14 protein-coding genes are annotated in these 15,704 nt (G+C 57.5%); 4 read left to right on the forward strand and 10 right to left on the reverse strand.

Annotation, left to right across the window (positions count from 1 at the left end; all coding sequences use genetic code 11):
- Positions 1–7: 7 nt before the first annotated feature.
- The 4 genes from ACO5Z0_RS10345 to ACO5Z0_RS10360 all read right to left on the reverse strand — a co-directional run bounded on the left by ACO5Z0_RS10345 (position 8) and on the right by ACO5Z0_RS10360 (position 5,172).
- A complete protein-coding gene (locus ACO5Z0_RS10345) occupies positions 8–943 on the reverse strand; it encodes a polysaccharide deacetylase family protein (protein WP_442677054.1) in 936 nt (311 codons plus the stop codon).
- Positions 944–984: 41 nt separating this feature from the next.
- Positions 985–2,286 (reverse strand): nucleotide sugar dehydrogenase, encoded by a 1,302-nt coding sequence (locus tag ACO5Z0_RS10350; protein WP_485650242.1) that lies wholly within the window; start codon positions 2,284–2,286, stop codon positions 985–987.
- A 24-nt stretch (positions 2,287–2,310) separates the two neighbouring features.
- Positions 2,311–4,047 (reverse strand): translation initiation factor IF-2, encoded by a 1,737-nt coding sequence (locus ACO5Z0_RS10355; RefSeq protein ID WP_485650280.1) that lies wholly within the window; start codon positions 4,045–4,047, stop codon positions 2,311–2,313.
- A 411-nt stretch (positions 4,048–4,458) separates the two neighbouring features.
- Positions 4,459–5,172, reverse strand: coding sequence for an SIMPL domain-containing protein (locus tag ACO5Z0_RS10360; protein ID WP_485650243.1), 714 nt, complete (start codon positions 5,170–5,172; stop codon positions 4,459–4,461).
- Between the two features lie 304 nt (positions 5,173–5,476).
- On the opposite strand from ACO5Z0_RS10360, the gene ACO5Z0_RS10365 reads away from it, so the two are divergent.
- A complete protein-coding gene (locus ACO5Z0_RS10365; RefSeq protein ID WP_485650244.1) occupies positions 5,477–6,013 on the forward strand; it encodes a nitroreductase in 537 nt (178 codons plus the stop codon).
- A gap of 92 nt (positions 6,014–6,105) precedes the next feature.
- Positions 6,106–7,572, forward strand: coding sequence for an ArnT family glycosyltransferase (locus tag ACO5Z0_RS10370; RefSeq protein ID WP_485650245.1), 1,467 nt, complete (start codon positions 6,106–6,108; stop codon positions 7,570–7,572).
- A gap of 195 nt (positions 7,573–7,767) precedes the next feature.
- Here the strand turns inward: ACO5Z0_RS10370 and ACO5Z0_RS10375 are convergent, their stop codons facing one another.
- From ACO5Z0_RS10375 to ACO5Z0_RS10400, 6 genes are read right to left on the reverse strand one after another with little or no spacing between them, the layout of a single operon-like run.
- A complete protein-coding gene (locus tag ACO5Z0_RS10375; protein WP_485650246.1) occupies positions 7,768–9,219 on the reverse strand; it encodes a TrkH family potassium uptake protein in 1,452 nt (483 codons plus the stop codon).
- Between the two features lie 18 nt (positions 9,220–9,237).
- The gene (locus ACO5Z0_RS10380) at positions 9,238–10,089 is read right to left on the reverse strand and encodes an MTAP family purine nucleoside phosphorylase (RefSeq protein WP_485650247.1); all 852 of its coding nucleotides are present in this window, start codon (positions 10,087–10,089) and stop codon (positions 9,238–9,240) included.
- Positions 10,090–11,130, reverse strand: a complete 1,041-nt coding sequence (gene mqnC / locus ACO5Z0_RS10385; protein ID WP_485650248.1) for a cyclic dehypoxanthinyl futalosine synthase — start codon at positions 11,128–11,130, stop codon at positions 10,090–10,092. It abuts the gene before it with no gap.
- Entirely contained in the window at positions 11,130–12,230 is a 1,101-nt protein-coding gene (mqnE, locus tag ACO5Z0_RS10390) for an aminofutalosine synthase MqnE (protein WP_485650249.1), read from the reverse strand. The genes mqnC and mqnE overlap by 1 nt, the downstream gene beginning before the upstream one ends.
- Positions 12,231–12,246: 16 nt before the next feature.
- Entirely contained in the window at positions 12,247–13,254 is a 1,008-nt protein-coding gene (locus ACO5Z0_RS10395; RefSeq protein ID WP_485650250.1) for an Rpn family recombination-promoting nuclease/putative transposase, read from the reverse strand.
- A 27-nt stretch (positions 13,255–13,281) separates the two neighbouring features.
- The gene (locus tag ACO5Z0_RS10400) at positions 13,282–13,617 is read right to left on the reverse strand and encodes a nitrous oxide-stimulated promoter family protein (protein ID WP_442673732.1); all 336 of its coding nucleotides are present in this window, start codon (positions 13,615–13,617) and stop codon (positions 13,282–13,284) included.
- 339 nt (positions 13,618–13,956) lie between these two features.
- On the opposite strand from ACO5Z0_RS10400, the gene ACO5Z0_RS10405 reads away from it, so the two are divergent.
- Both ACO5Z0_RS10405 and ACO5Z0_RS10410 read left to right on the forward strand, forming a co-directional pair.
- The gene (locus tag ACO5Z0_RS10405; RefSeq protein ID WP_442673731.1) at positions 13,957–14,994 is read left to right on the forward strand and encodes a methionine ABC transporter ATP-binding protein; all 1,038 of its coding nucleotides are present in this window, start codon (positions 13,957–13,959) and stop codon (positions 14,992–14,994) included.
- Positions 14,984–15,646, forward strand: a complete 663-nt coding sequence (locus ACO5Z0_RS10410) for a methionine ABC transporter permease (protein WP_485650251.1) — start codon at positions 14,984–14,986, stop codon at positions 15,644–15,646. The genes ACO5Z0_RS10405 and ACO5Z0_RS10410 overlap by 11 nt, the downstream gene beginning before the upstream one ends.
- The last annotated feature ends 58 nt before the right edge of the window (positions 15,647–15,704 follow it).

Consider the following 15,704-nt stretch of genomic DNA (forward strand, 5'->3'; position numbering starts at 1 on the left):
CCTTCACCTACTTTTTAGCCGGTTCTGCCGCCGGCGGCGCGGCGGGAACATAACGAATCTTACGGAAATCATAAATATTGCCGGGCTTTTTCCCTGTATTTTCCAAAGCCGTCAAGAGCCAATCCAGCTCATCAGCGGCGTCGACGGGCGGCGCCGGATGCTCCTCTGCGGGCTTATCTTCCAAGGTCGGCTGCTTATCCACGGCGGGGCGCAAATCTTCGACGGGGCCGTCCTTCGCCGCGATTTCAACAGGCACATCAATATCGATCGCGATGATGCTGCCGGGCGGCACCGTCGCCGCATAGGCTATAGCGCCCGCCTCATCTTTGAGCCAACCCGGCGCATAATGTGCGTTCTCTTTCACCGCATAGTCAAGACCTGCGGCGCGTAAAATGCGCAGCAGATTCTCATCGTAAACAGTTTTCGGCGCACGAAAGAGCTTGGGCTTCACCGCCGTAAGAACCTCGACGACCCGCTGTGTGCGGCAAACCTCCGAAAGCAGGCGATCCTGCGGCAGACTCTGCGCCGCGGCGATGCCTACGAATGTATAATTGCCGATCTCTTGTCCTGCTTCGCGGATGAGCTTGATCGTCTCCGGCTGATTCGCTGCATTCTGCCCCTCGACAAAGAACACGGCGCTTACCTCGTGCTTCTTGAGGACGTCAAGAAAACGCGCCGTCATCGTACGCTCGGGCAGCCCGTCAAATACGATGGCGACCTGCGGCTTCACATCCTTCGTCACGATCTCGACAGGCTCCACACCTTTTTGCAGCTCTTTTGCCGCTGCCGCAATCTCCTCCTGCGCCTCATAAAGGCTGCTGAGATCCGTGATCTCCATCTGCGCATTCTTCGTGCCGACGACGTAATCACGGAAGAAGAGCAGAGCGCCGCAAACGGTCAAAATCAATACGACCGCCAAAAGAGTCAGCTTTTTGAATCCCATGCCCTGCATTCCTCCTAAAAAACGTCAAGCCATTCAAACACTCAAAGGCGCCAATATCGGAACCCCTCCCGCTCGGCTTCCTTGCGTGAGAACACACCCTTCACATCGACGAGCAGACGCGGTCCATCCGCACGGAACATCTTGCGAAGACGCAGCCACGAAAGCTCTGCGAACGCTTCATGCGCCACAAGAATGGCGATGCAGTCCGCATCGCGCACCTTGTCCAAAGCATCCAAGCCAAAACCATACTCCGCGCAGAACTCCGCCTCGTCCACCTCGGGATCGACGGCGTGCAGCGCAAGATCGTACTCTTTCAAAATCGAGTAGACGTCGGCAGCCCTTGAGTTGCGCGTATCGGGGCAGTTCTCCTTGAACGCCATGCCGAAAAGATAGACGTTTGCACGCGCGAGGTCGATCTTCGTGCGCACAAGCTCACGCACAACAGCGTGGGCGACGAAACCGCTCATGCCGTCATTGATTCGCCGCCCCGTCGATATAAGGGGCGAATGATAGCCGAGATTCTGCGCCTGATAGATGAAATAATAGGGATCGACGCCGATGCAGTGTCCGCCGACAAGCCCCGGACGAAAACCCAAGGCGTTCCATTTTGTGTCCATCGCCTTCACCACGGCAGTCGTGTCGATATTCATGCGCTGGAACACCATCGCCAGCTCGTTCATGAAAGCGATGTTGATATCACGCTGGGCATTTTCAGCAACCTTCGCCGCTTCTGCCACACGGATGGACGGGGCGGGATGCAGCGTTTCGATGATCGTGCCGTAGACCTCAGCGATTGTTTTGAGCGTTTCGTCATCCATACCCGAGACGATCTTGACGATGTTTTCCAGACGATGCACCTTGTCGCCGGGGTTGATGCGCTCGGGCGAGTAGCCGATCTTGAATGCACCGCGCATAAGCCCGGACTCCTCTTCCAAGATCGCGCAGCATATATCTTCCGTCACACCGGGATAGACGGTAGACTCATAGACGACGATGCTGCCCGGCTGCAAATGTCTGCCGACGACACGCGTCGCCTGCATGAGAGGTTCCAGATCCGGCGTCTTGTCCCCCTTGATCGGCGTCGGCACAGCGATGACGATGAAGGAAGCCGCACGAAGCCGCGCCTCATCCGTCGTAAACTCAATGCGCTCCGCCGCGCCATGCGACGCCGCAAGCTCTCCCATCGGATCGACGCCCGCACGGCAGTCGATGATCTTCCGCTCATCTCGATCATAGCCGATGACACTGAAATGCTCAGAAAATGCCACTGCCAGCGGCAGCCCCACATAGCCAAGCCCCACGACGGCGATTTTCGCCTCACCCTCCTGTAAAAGTTTCAACATACGTGCGCCCCCTTTTTCCTGCGCTTATTCTTCCTCGTAATTTCTAAAATACCCGGTGAGCGACGCCCAAACCGTCCGACTGCGCTGCGCCGTATCCAGATCGAAGAGATCATAGTATTCCAAGCCAAACATGAGATCTTTCTGCAGCGTATACAAAAGACCTGCGCCCCAGCCGCGGAAGCCGCCGCGTCGGGGTCCTATTCCCGTCGCGTCGTAGCTCATGTAATCCGCCATGCCGTTCATCGTATGACTGACATAAGTCGCACTCGGCTGACGATAATACTTGAGCCAATACGACATCGCGCCCGGCCGCCAGCCGCTCTCGTTCTTCGCGAGCGTCAGCACATAGCCCGTGCCGTTGCCCGCCGCCTCATCTACGCCGTGCAGCAGCATCGCGCCGAAATCAAACTGCCCGACCGGCATACGGTAGTTCGCCATATAAATATTGCGCGCTGCATCATTGATCTTGTCGAAGCGATACATGCCCATATCGACGCCATACGTCGGCGTATCATAGCTTGCCGAGATCGCCGCCACGGTCTTGGCGCGGTCGATCCCGCCGTAGTACGCCGTATATTTGATCGGATCGCCCGCAGACAGACGCACACCCTTGAACTTGCTGTCGTAAACATTACCCTCGGCGAAGTTTGCACTGAAAACACCGACCGTCGTATCCACAACGCCGCTCCTGCCCGTCAAATAGTAACGGTCAAGCCGAAGTCTGCCGTCATCGCTGCCGCCGTCGCCGCGCACGACCTTCTCGTACTCAAGCATACCTGCCGCATGCCAGTTGCCGTCGATATTGTAATCGGGAAACACGCGAAGGCGCAGGCGCGCACGGCTTCTGGCGCGCTCCACGCCCCACGAACGCGAAACATCGCCGCGCACCTCGGCGTCCACCTTGAGCCGCGGCTCCGGCTTCGCCGGCAGAAGCACCGATGAATACAACTGCTGATCGGCATTCTCTTCATCCGTATAACCCATGCGTGCGAGATCTTCGACAAAGACGGCCCGCAGACGCGCCGCCGCATCCATCGCGTCCCCTGCGACAAGCGGCTCCGCCGACGCAGACGCGACGGCGCCGACGGCGACCGGCGCGGCGCTCATCCCCGCCGCACCGGTCGCGTTTCCCGCACCGGCTGCACCCGCGCCGTTGCTCTCTGCCGCCATGCCGTCGAAGATCGCCTTCTTCCGCTCCTCGACCTTGGCGAATGCAAGCTCGCGCTTTTCGCGACGCATCTTTGCGAGCGCATACTCACGCGCCGCAGCCTGTAGACGCAGACGCGCCTCCGAGGCTTTCTCCTGCAAAGGACGCATGACTTCCAGGCGATTCGTACCGCGCAAAGACTCGCGCACAAGCCGTTCCTCCGCATGTTCCGCTTCTGCCTGTGCGTCAGAAAGCGCTTTCTTCGCCAAGCGTTCCTGCTCACGATAGAGCTTGACGTGAACCTCATCGCGCATGGCGAGACTCGTAAGCCTTCCATACTCATCCGCACGCGTGCCCTGCTGTATGCGGTCAATCTGGTGCAGACCCTGCGCCACAAAGCGTACGAGCTCTTCACGCGAATACTCCTGCGGAGCCTTGCCTGCGAGGTCGATATACCCCTCCGCATCAAGACGCTCCAAGGCCTCATAGGCCCAATCGGGGACCGCTTCCGCCGCTGCTGCCTGCGCCGGCAAAACGCAAACAGCGGCAGCAAACAGCGCTCCCATCCGACAATGTTGTGCCTGAATCAAAGACTTTTTTGCCACGGTCATCATCACACTACTTCTCCCATTTCCCTTTATTTACCTTTACTTAATAATAATTACACATTAGGCGACGTAGAATAAGCCTTGATCCTCTCTGGTTGCGAAGATTTGGATGAACATTTCACCTATATAAGTAGGTCTTTTCATCTATTTGCGATATAATATATCATATATCCGCATAATTCGCAAGAAAAATCCTTATCCATTTATCTTTTTAGGACCTTATACCCCGGCAGAATCCGTGCGCTTTTCCAAACTTTCACCTCATCTTAAGTATAATCAAAGGAACGATTCTATGCAATATCTTTACCAAAAATAGGTCTTGCCTTCCCCCTTTTCAGGGCTGCGTCATCAGCAAATGATAAAACCCCCGATCAAAAACTGACCGGGGGCGCATGACCTTCGATAAAACTCAAATTCTTATTCGCTCAAATAATATTCGATATGCACATCGACGCTCATCTCCAACATGCCCGGAGCGATCGGCGTCGGCGCCGCACCGTTTGCCATGAGCATCTTCGAGCTGACGCTGCGCTCGGCAAGCGGATAGCTGCTCTCCGAAACCGCTTTCAGACCGACGATACGCTTGCCAAGTGCGGCGGCAAGATCGTCCGCCTTCTTACGGGCGTCATTGACAGCGGCGTTCAGCGCTGTTTTTCTGACTTTCTCCGTATTTTTCGTACCAAAATTCAAGGAAGATATGCTGTTCGCGCCGTTTTTCAACGCGAGATCTATGACACGGCTCACATCGGCGATATTCTCAACAAGTACAGTCACGGTATTCTCCGCCTGATAGCCCGTGATCTCATTTTCATGCCCTGCGGACGGATGCTCATAAAGCGGCTGGAAGTAATAGCCGCGCGTTTGAATGTTCGCTTCGGGGATGCCGCCCGCAACGAGGGCGCGCGTGACGGCCGTCGCCTTCTTTGCATTTTCCTCCTGCACCGCTTTAGCATCTTTCGCCTGCGACACGACGCCGATCGAGATGGTCGCACGATCCGGAGCCGTCTCGGCTCTGCCCGATCCCTCCACCATGAGGACAGGCGGCTCCGCCGCCGCCGCTTCGGCTGCCTGCGGCACGAGCAGCAAAAGCCCCGCCGCCAGAGCAAACAGGAAGGATTTCATCTTTTTCATCATCATCTCTCCTTCTTTCTTCGCGAAGCACGGATAAATTCAGCCGTACGGTTCAGACGGACTTCCTTTTATCTGCACTTCTCCAGAGGCTCTCATATCTCAAGATATGGTATAGGCTTCATTATAGCACGCCTTCTCACGCTCATGCGTTAAAACTTCCTAGTATATGGAGATTTCCACGCCCTCTTGTCGCACAACAAGAAAAACTGTGCTATAATAAACGCGAGTAAGATGCGACTATACACCTAAAAACTAGGAAAATATCCGACATCTTGCTGATTGTTGAAAGAAAAGAGGCATCTTTATGAATGAAGTCATTGAAACGATAAAAAACCGTCGCAGCATACGCGCCTATCTGCCCACGATGCCGCCCGCGGATCTTGTCCGTGACATCGTCGAGACGGGGCTATACGCGCCGCGCAGCATGAGCAGCGATTCCATCCGCACCATCGTCATCACGGACAAGATCATGCGCGAAAAGATCGTCGAGCTAAACTGCCGAATCGGGCACTGGAAGCAAGGCTTCGATCCCTTCTACGGCGCCCCCGTCATCTTGCTCATCATCGCCGACCGAGACGATGCGAACCACATCATCAACGGAAGCGTCGTCATCGCGACGATGATGCTCGCCGCCGAATCCCTCGGTCTGCACTCGTGCTGGATTCATCGCGCGAAAGAAGAACTTGAGCACCCCCTCGGGCAAGAGATCCTTTCTCGCGCAGGCATCTTCTTCCGCCCCGGGCAATACGTCGGCATCGGTCATCTCGCACTCGGCTACGCCGCAGACGACCTGCCCGAGCCGGAGCCGCGCAGAGAGAGCCGTATATCCTATATCAGTTAGGAGCGACGTTTCTTGTCAGTTGCTTTTCCATCTTGTATAATGCACGAAAAGTGACAAAGTTAAAGGATTTGTTGAACGGAGGAGATACGATCATGGCGCAAAGCGAGAAGAGGGACTTTCTACTCTTGCTCACCTTTGGTGCGATCATCTTATTTGCGGCGAACTGGAGCCTTACGGTCACAGATCCCGTCGAGTCGAACTATGCCCTGACAGCGAAGGAAATGCTCGCGTCCGGCGACTACGTTTCCCCGCGCATCTTTGGCAACTACTGGTACGACAAACCCGCCTTTTTCTACTGGGAGATGATTGTCTCCTGCATGATCTTCGGCGTCAACGAATTTGCCCTGCGGTTCCCTGCTGCCGTCATGGGGCTTTTCAGTCTCTCGCTCCTCTACTTCTTCACACGCCGTCTTTACGGACACCGCACGGCGCTCCTGGCGGGCGGGCTCTTCGCGAGTTCCGTGAGCTTCTGGTACGTCGGCAAGGCGGTCATCACGGATATGACGCTCTTCTTCTTCATGAGCGCGACGATGGTTTCTTTCTATCTCGGTTACGAATCGAAGAAGCGTGCGCTCTACTATGCCGCTTTCTTCTTCGCAGGACTTGCCGTGCTGACGAAGGGGCCGATCGGCTTCCTCCTGCCGGGACTTTTGCTGCTCGTCTACCTCGTACTCCGAAAGGATGCGAAGGAACTTCTGCGCCTGCGCTGGGGCGGCGGTATGCTCCTCTTCCTCCTCGTCGGCGGCAGCTGGTACTACATCATGTACAAACTGCACGGTGCGGACTTCCTCGGCACGTTCTTCGGCACGCACAACTTCCTGCGTGCAACCGTTTCCGAGCATCCGCGCGACGACGTCTGGTACTACTATATCCTGCTTTTCTTCGCAGGCTTCTTCCCGTGGTCTATCGTTTTCGTCCTGCGCACGGCGAAGCGACTGTGGCAGGAAAAAGGCGCCCTGTTGCGCCGCGCCTTCGAAGAGCGCGACACGCTTTTTCTTCTCGTCTGGGCACTCGGCACGATCCTCGTCTATCAGTGCATGGCGACGAAATACCCGACATACACGTTCCCTTCGATCTTCCCCATCGCCATCTTAGCGGCACGGCTCTTCAACGGCTTCAACAGGAAGCGCATGAACATCCTGATCGCCGCGTTCGGCGCCCTCTATCTCGTACTCTTCGTTCTCGTCGCCGTTCCGATGTGCCGCGAGAGAAGCGGCGCGCCTGCCGCCGCGCTCGTACACGATTTGCCCGCGAGCGTACCGATCCTAAGCTATGCGCGCGACTACAGCGTCGGCAACGCCTTTTACTCGGGCAAGAACATCCAGTGTCTGCAGTCGCGTGAGCAGGTCGAGAAAAATGCTCCCGTCGCAGGCACATGGACGGCGACGAACATCATGCCTTTCTACGCCATCGAAGATCTGCCCGCGCTCGGCGAATTTTACGTCCTGTGCCGCAAGGGCACGCCTGTAGCGAAAGAACTTTCCCTCGAAAATCGTAAGTTCACGCTCTGCGGCAGCGATGAAAAGGATGAGCTTTGGCATATCGCCGCCGCGAAGTAATATAAAATTAACACGAAAAAGACTGCTGCCGTCGCCCCGCGACTTCGTGCAGCAGTCTTTTTCATGCGGATGCACGCCGACAGCTTCCTGCCGTCAGCGTATGTGCCTTTTGCATGAACAAGGGAATCGCCAAATATATGTACCAGCGATTCCCTGAAATGACCGATTGGTCAGCTTCCGATAAGTGCGTGTCGTTCACCAATTCTTCTTCGAGCGCCAGAACGACGGGTAGAGCATGACGAGCAGCGTGAAGAATTCGAGCCGGCCGAGCAGCATGGCGAAGCACAGGATGCCCTTCGTGAAGTCGGATAGTCCCGCGTAGTTCTCGGTCGCGCCCGCGATGCCGAAGGCAGGGCCGATGCAGCCGACGGTCGTCACGCTGATGCCGATGGCGTCGAAGGTCTTGATGTTGTCCGCCGTCATGAGCACGGCGAAAAAGGCGATGGCGAGGACGTAGAGGAAGAAGAATACCGCCGTGCGGTGAAGCGCCGCCTCGTCGGCGCTCGCGCCGTTGATGCGCACGGGCGTCGTGACGCGCGGGTGGAGCTTTTCCAGTACGATCGTGCGCACCATGCGGAAGAGCACGAGGATGCGCGCGATCTTCAGTCCCGCCGCCGTCGAGCCGACGCAGCCGCCCGTGAGCATTAAGAGAAGCAGGATGCCCTTGGAAAAGCCCGGCCAAAGCTCGTAGTCGGCGGAGACGAAGCCCGTCGTCGAGAGCGACGTCGCCTGAAAGAGCGCGAAGCGCAACGCGTCGGGCACGTTGTAAAGCCCTCGGTAGAAAAGATTCGCCGCGATGAGCAGCACGGCGCCGCCGACGATGCCGAGGTACGCCTTGAACTCGGAGTTACGCCAGAGCACCTGCGGTCCTTTCTTGTAAACTCGGTAGTAGAGTCCGAAGCTGCCGCCTGAGATGAACATGAAGAGCGACATCCAAAGCTCAATCGCCGGACTCTTGAAATGCGCGGCGCTCGCGTTGTACGTCGAGAAGCCGCCCGTGCCGATCGTCGACATCGCATGGTTGACGGCATCGAGCGCACTCATGCCGCAGACGAAGAAGGCGGCGAACGCCGCGCCCGTGAAGACGACGTAGATGCGAAAGAGCACGCTCGTGAGGTCCTTGAGGCGCGGCAGGACGCGCTCCGATCCCTGTGCGCTCGATTCGGCGTTGTACATCGTGATGGCGCTCTGCCCCGTCGCGGGCAAAAGAGCGATGAAGATGACGATGATGCCGAGGCCGCCGAGCCAATGCGTGAGGCTTCGCCAGAGGAGCACGCCCTGCGGCAGAACCTCGATGTCTTCGACGACGGTCGCGCCCGTGCCCGTGAAGCCCGAGATGCTCTCAAAGACGCCATCGAGGTAGCCGAGATAGCCGCCCAGAAGGTACGGCAGCATGCCGAGGAAGGTCGCCAGAAGCCAGCCGCCGCCCGTGATGGCAATGCCCTCGCGAAGCGTCAGGCGCTCGCCCGGCTCTTTGCCTGCGCGACGAAGCGCCGTGCCCGCCGCTGCACTCAAGAAGGCTGTAGCGAAGAGCGGCAAACGAGAGGATTCGGCGTACCACAGGGAAACGGCAAGCGGCACGAGGAAAATCAGCCCCTCGGCCTGCGCGATGCGCCCCAAAAAGTACGCCACGACCTTGATGTCCAAAGGAGAAGCCCTCCCTTTCTACCCCTTGTCGGACGCCTCGTTGTAGACGTCCTTCAACAACGTTTCCTTACGAAGCGCGAGGCACTCGCAATGGCGCTCCTTCGCTGCTGTTTCCCGAATCGTTTCTGCGAGCACCTCGCCGATCATCGGCGCGTCGTCGTAGAAGATGTCCTTCATCGTGCCGTACGACCACTTGGGTCGGATGCCCTCGCCGTAGTTCACGACGTAGTAAAGCCCCGCGTAGCACGCGCCGATCTCACGCGCGAGATAGACTTCGGGGCAGATGCTCTGCCCGATGATGTCGGCGCAGCCCTTGAGCATGGCGACTTCGGCAGGGCTTTCAAAGTGGCGTCCGTCCGTGCACGCATAAATGCCGCGGTCGAAGATGCGCCCCGAAAAGCGCTTCTTCGTCGCCGCCAGAAGCGAAGCGCGAAGCTCGGGGCAGAGGGCATCGCGCATGATGAGCAGATACCTGCCGTCGAGCATGATGTCCTTGCGGTTCGAGAGGTCGAGATAGTCGTCGGGAATCAGGAAGTCGCGCGGATCAAGCAAATGATTCGCCGTGCCGACGCCGCCCTCGGAGAGGACGCGCACGACACCGGCCTCGCGGAAGACCCAGAAGACCTGGCGTGAAGCGTCGGCACGCGTCACGCCCGAGCGCCAGCCGTGCATGCGGCACGAGAGAGCGCGCACCTCGCCGACCGAGAACAGGCGAAAAGCGGGGCTTTTTCCGTAGGGCGTGTCGAAGATGAGATTGTCGGCGAGAATCTTGACGTCTTTATCGGGAAGACGTGCAGGAAAATCACTCGAAAGCGTGCCCGAACCGCCGACGACGCCGAACGATGCGGCGGGAATTTCTTGCTGTGCCATTTATTCGCTCCTTTCGCTGAAGGTTTTCAAAACACGGTACTCCGTATCGCGCTGTGCGGCTTCTCTGCCCGCGCCTTGAATCAGGCGCACCATCTTTTGAATCGACATCTCGTAGCGCGTGCCTGCCGCCTTGACGACGTTCTCTTCGAGCATGATGCTGCCGAGGTCGTCAGCGCCGAAGCCCAGCGTCAGCTGCCCGATGCGCTCGCCCTGCGTGACCCACGAGCCTTGGATGTGCGCGATGTTGTCGAGGTAGAGCCGCGTCAGAGCCAGTGTCGTCAAGTAGTCCCACGAGCTTGTCTTCTCGCCGCCAAGTTCCGTGTGACCGGGCTGGAACGTCCATGTGATGAAGGCGCGGAAGCCGCCCGTCTCGTCCTGCAGGCGGCGCACCTTCTCCATGTGCTCGATGCGATCCGCCATCGTCTCGCCGAAGCCGATGACCATCGTCGCCGTGCTCTCCATGCCGATCGTGTGCGCCGTCTTCATGATGCGCAGCCAATCGTCGGTCATGATCTTCTTCGGCGCAATCCTCTTGCGGATGCGGTCGACGAGGATCTCCGCGCCGCCGCCCGGCAGACTATCGAGTCCCGCCGCCTGCAGCCGCTTCAATGTCTCCTCGACGCTGAGTCCCGCCTTCTCTGCGAAATAGAGGATCTCCGTCGCCGTGAAAGAGTGGATCGTCAGCATGGGAAACTCGCGCTTCAACAGGCGCAGCATTTCCTCGTAATAGGCAAGACCCAGCTCCGGATGCAGGCCGCCCTGAATCATCAGCTGCGTGCCGCCCGCCTCGACCGTCTCACGCGCCTTTTCGAGAATTTCCTCGTAAGAGAGCAGGTAGGCGTCCGCCGCGTCCAAGCGGCGGTAGAAGGCGCAGAAGCTGCACTCATTGCGGCAGATGTTCGTATAGTTGATGTTGCGGTCGACGATGAACGTCGTGCGGTTGCCGTAACGCGCGCGCCGCACGGCATCGGCCTCGCGGCCGAGCGCGATCGGATCTTGTGCAAGGAGAAGAGCCTCGCCCTCCTTTTCTGTCAGGCGCATTACGCTTCCTCCTCTCCGACTGCCAATGCGTGATAGAACGTGTCGCGCTCCACAGGCTCGTAGCCTGCCTCGCGGATGATGCGGCAGAGCCTTTCGCGCGTGATGCCCGTGCCCGTCTTGGCGCCCGCCGCATGGATGATCTTCTCCTCGCCGATCGTGCCGTCGAGGTCGTCCGCGCCGAAGCCCAAGGCAAGCTGCGCCACAGGCATCGTCAGCATGATCCAAAACGCCTTGATGTGGCGGATATTGTCGAGGATAAGGCGCGAGAGCGCCATCATCTTCATGTCCTCCCACGAGCCGACGCGCTCCAGCGCATAGTCCTTCGCAAGCTGCGTATTCGCGGGATGAAAGGGGAAAGAAACGAACGCCTGGAAGCCGCCCGTCTCGTCCTGGATGTCGCGCAAAGTGACGAGGTGCTGCAGACGCTCCTCGATCGTCTCCACATGACCGTAGAGCATCGTCGCGTTCGTGCGTATGCCGAGAGAATGCGCCGCCTTCATCGTCTCGATCCACTGGGCGGTCGTCGCCTTCTTCGGACAGATGATCGCGCGCACGCGATCCGCGAGAATCTCCGCGCCGCCGCCCGGAAGCGAAGAAAGCCCCGCCTCCTGCAAAGCGGCGAGCACCTCCTTGACGCTCTTTCCCGTCATTTCGGCAAAATGCACGATCTCGACGGGCGTGAACGCCTTGATGTCGGCATCGGGCAGAGCCGCCTTGACCTGTCGCACAACGCCGAGATAGTAGTCAAAAGGCTTCGTCGGATGAAGCGCCGAGACGATGTGAATCTCGCCGAGCCGTTTGACTTCCTTCGCCTCGGCGAGAACGCGCGCGACGTCCGCCGCCTCCATCACATAGCCATGACTGTCGCCTTCCGCCACCTGAAAGGCACACAAGGGGCAGCCCGACGTGCAGATATTCGTCAGATTGATATGGCGGTTCACATTAAAAAAGACACGCCTGCCGCTCGCGCGTTCCTTCGCACGCCGCGCCGCATCCGCGAGAAAAAGAAGGTCGTTCTCCTCGTAGAGCGCCAAAGCGTCCGCCAGGCTCAGCCTCTCCCCCTGCTCCGCCTTGCGGCGTGCAGCTTCCAATATCGTCATTGTATCTTAGTTCCCCTCAAATCATATAGCCATGCGGTGCGGCGATCTCGCGCACCCGTGCTGCCGTCAGCTTCGTCACTCGCATGATGAAATCAAGCGACACCTTTTCTTCGAGCATGGAAAGAACGATATTCTTCATGTTCTCTTCCTTTCCTCGAGCCACACCTTGAGCCATGCCAGCTTCTACGCCATCCCGGTATATACCTTCGCTCAGATTGCACATTTCTGCCACTCCCTTCTCAATGTTGGGCATCGCCTTTACATGGAACCGCTCCTGCAGTTCTTTTTCTACTTCATCCCTGTTGTCAGTGTTCTTATGAAGCAATACGATGTTTAATAGCCGCAAAAGCCCCTGCAGCTTCTTGTAGTGCTTCTTCCCGAGACAGACCATGACAGGCACGATCAGATCGTACTCCTCTTTCACCGACTGTGCCTTACCCTGGAGATTCATTTCCTGCATCGCATATTTTGTGATCGTGTATTCCCAAGCCTTGCTTGGATGCGTACATATCCAAATCGAGTAGACCTTCTCCATTGAATCGTAATCCGAACGGGAAAACGTCGTGCCATACTGCGCCGAAATCATGCGGCAGCAGTAGTAAATCGCACGTTTCAGAAGCGAATATCCCGGCGTAAAATCATTCTGCGCCTCCACGTTGATGATGAGCTTGATCGTCTTTTCACCGCACGGCAGTACCGCACGGAAGCGGATATCATAATAAACAACGCCTTCTGTCAACGAACTGCTTTCCGTATTAAGTCCATCGAGCTTCAGAAGCTCCTCCTCATCCGCACACAGAGGAGTCGTACTGATCTCAGGCGCACCTTGGATACACTTCGTAGCTATATAATCAATCGTTTCATTTTGAAACTCCTCAACACATTCTTTGAGGATATTTGCCAAAATATATCGGTCAGCAAGTACATTCTTGCAGACGGCATCGTATGCACGCTTCTGCTCATCCACGGATTTTCCCATCGCCTCACCCCATTTGCAGCTCGTACTCATTTTATTATACCACATCTGCCAAAGCGACAGGCAAGCGAAACTTCACCGACGCTTCCCCCTACGCTTCTCCCGCCACTCGATGAATATATGCCGCAGCGCCATCCCCGGGGCGTGCAGCAGCATACGCGGGCCGCTGTAGCGCATCGCTTCGCGGATTTTCTCGCGCATCGCAGGCGCGTAGCAGTGCGTCTCGCACGCGCTGCAAAAAGTTTTCGTCTCTATATGCGGACAGCGCTCGACACGTGCATAAGCATAGTCAAGCAGCTTTTCACACTCCTCGCACAGCGCCATGCCTTTGCCGTGGTGTGCGCGGCAGTAGATTTCGAGCATCTTTTTGACCGTCGCCATTTCACCCTTGCGTTTTTCCTCTGCTGTCATGCGAATCATCCGGCTCCTCTCTTTGGCAAAGCGACAGCCTCGCCGTCCCTCGTGTCTCATTCGCGAACATTATAGCAAAGCTCACTGTGGGAAACAATACTTTTGCATGACAGAAATCACCTGCCAAGTGCAAAGCCGACATCCGCTTCGAGTTTTTTCTTTCAAATTCTCTATTCATCTATACAAAATGGAACAAATCCCGTACAATAGAGAAGATGCGGTCAGCAAACATCTTGACAAGCCGCCGCGTCTATGATAACATGCAAATCATATAAATTTGGTATGATACTTTCCTGCCACCGCATGTCGGCGCAGGCACAAGGAAGTGATTCCGTGAGCATGATACAGCTCTCAAAAATTAAGAAAAGCTACGCAAGTACGGCAGGCGAAGTCACGGCGTTAAACGGCATCGACCTAGACATCGGGCGCGGCGAGATCTATGGCATCATCGGGCTCTCGGGCGCGGGCAAATCGACGCTGATCCGCTGCATCAACATGTTGGAACGTCCGACCGAAGGCAAGGTCATCGTCGACGGCAAGGATATGACCGCGCTCAATGAAGCCGAGCTTCGCAAAGCGCGCAAGGGCATCGGCATGATCTTTCAGCACTTCAATCTGCTGTCATCGGCGACCGTCTATGACAACGTCGCCTTCCCTCTGCGCCTGTCCGGCACAGACGAGCAGACGATCAAAAAGAAGGTCGAGCCGCTGCTCGCGCTCGTTGGTCTTGCCGACAAAGCGCAGCAGTATCCGTCGCAGCTCTCGGGCGGACAGAAGCAGCGCGTCGGCATCGCGCGTGCGCTTGCGTCCGATCCGAAGGTGCTCCTGTCCGACGAAGCGACGAGTGCGCTCGACCCGCAGACGACAAAATCCATCCTGCAGCTCATTGCCGACATCAACAAGAAGCTCGGGTTGACCGTCGTCATCATCACGCACGAGATGCAGGTCATCAAGGATATATGCGACAAAGTCGCCGTCATCGAGGGCGGCGTCATCGCTGAAAAAGGCTCTGTGCTCGACATCTTCACGAAGCCGCAGCAGCCGATCACACGCGAGTTCGTCAGCACGCTCTTATCGAACGACCTGCCGATCAACTACCGCCAAAAGGATCTGTCGCCGGAGCCGATCGAAGGCGGCGAGCTGCTCCTTCGCTTGACATTCCTCGGTGAACGCGCTGACGATCCCGTGATCGCCGACGTCATCCGCCGCTTTCCCATCGAAGTTTCAATTCTCTACGGCACGCTTGATCAGATCAAAAGCGTGCCCTATGGGCGCATGATCGTCGGTATCAAAGGCGAGCAGGCAGAGATCAACCGTGCGCTCGCCTACCTCGATACGCGCGACTTGAAGAAAGAGGTGATCGGCTATGTCCGCTGATATGCTGCCGCTCCTCACCAAAGCGCTCGGTGAAACGGTCTACATGGTCGTCGTTTCCATGATCGTCGCCAGTCTCATCGGCATACCGCTCGGCGTGCTGCTCGCGACGACGGCGAAGGGGCAGATTCTCGAATGCCTGCCGCTCAATCGCTCCATCGGCGCCGTCGTCAATGCGCTGCGCTCGATCCCGTTCATCATCCTGATGGTCGCGATCATCCCCTTCACGCGCTTCATCGTCGGCACCTCCATCGGTACGACGGCGGCGATGGTGCCGCTCGTCCTCGCCTCAATCCCCTTCATCGGGCGGCAGGTCGAAACCTCGCTCAAAGAGGTGCCCGCCGGCCTCGTCGAAGCCGCCCTCGCCATGGGAGCAACGCCCTATCAGATCGTGCGGCATGTGCTTCTTCCCGAAGCCATGCCGAGCATCGTCGCCCAGCTCACGACTGTCATCATCGCTCTCGTCGGCGAGTCGGCGATGGCTGGCGCGATCGGCGGCGGCGGTCTCGGCGATCTAGCGATTCGCTACGGCTACCAACGCTTCCGTCCCGATATCATGATCGCGACCGTCGTCATTCTCATCGTCCTCGTGCAAATCGTCCAGTTCCTAGGCAACCGCCTGGCGGACGGATTAAATAAAAAGCAACATTCATGAAAGCTGTCAAAGGCTCAGTCTCCATTGGCTTTCACCGAAACATCCCCATTCACAAGGA

The sequence above is a fragment of the Selenomonas sp. genome (assembly GCF_057272215.1).

What these genes read in the sequence shown, in the direction of transcription:
- ACO5Z0_RS10350 (WP_485650242.1), bottom strand. Translation starts at nt 2,286, where the DNA reads ATGTTGAAACTTTTACAGGAGGGTGAGGCGAAAATCGCCGTCGTGGGG.
- mqnC (WP_485650248.1), bottom strand. Translation starts at nt 11,130, where the DNA reads ATGCGCCTGACAGAAAAGGAGGGCGAGGCTCTTCTCCTTGCACAAGAT.
- ACO5Z0_RS10395 (WP_485650250.1), bottom strand. Translation starts at nt 13,254, where the DNA reads ATGTGGTATAATAAAATGAGTACGAGCTGCAAATGGGGTGAGGCGATG.
- ACO5Z0_RS10355 (WP_485650280.1), bottom strand. Translation starts at nt 4,047, where the DNA reads ATGATGACCGTGGCAAAAAAGTCTTTGATTCAGGCACAACATTGTCGG.
- ACO5Z0_RS10365 (WP_485650244.1), top strand. Translation starts at nt 5,477, where the DNA reads ATGAATGAAGTCATTGAAACGATAAAAAACCGTCGCAGCATACGCGCC.
- ACO5Z0_RS10380 (WP_485650247.1), bottom strand. Translation starts at nt 10,089, where the DNA reads ATGGCACAGCAAGAAATTCCCGCCGCATCGTTCGGCGTCGTCGGCGGT.
- ACO5Z0_RS10400 (WP_442673732.1), bottom strand. Translation starts at nt 13,617, where the DNA reads ATGACAGCAGAGGAAAAACGCAAGGGTGAAATGGCGACGGTCAAAAAG.
- ACO5Z0_RS10345 (WP_442677054.1), bottom strand. Translation starts at nt 943, where the DNA reads ATGGGATTCAAAAAGCTGACTCTTTTGGCGGTCGTATTGATTTTGACC.
- mqnE (WP_485650249.1), bottom strand. Translation starts at nt 12,230, where the DNA reads ATGACGATATTGGAAGCTGCACGCCGCAAGGCGGAGCAGGGGGAGAGG.
- ACO5Z0_RS10405 (WP_442673731.1), top strand. Translation starts at nt 13,957, where the DNA reads ATGATACAGCTCTCAAAAATTAAGAAAAGCTACGCAAGTACGGCAGGC.
- ACO5Z0_RS10360 (WP_485650243.1), bottom strand. Translation starts at nt 5,172, where the DNA reads ATGAAAAAGATGAAATCCTTCCTGTTTGCTCTGGCGGCGGGGCTTTTG.
- ACO5Z0_RS10370 (WP_485650245.1), top strand. Translation starts at nt 6,106, where the DNA reads ATGGCGCAAAGCGAGAAGAGGGACTTTCTACTCTTGCTCACCTTTGGT.
- ACO5Z0_RS10410 (WP_485650251.1), top strand. Translation starts at nt 14,984, where the DNA reads ATGTCCGCTGATATGCTGCCGCTCCTCACCAAAGCGCTCGGTGAAACG.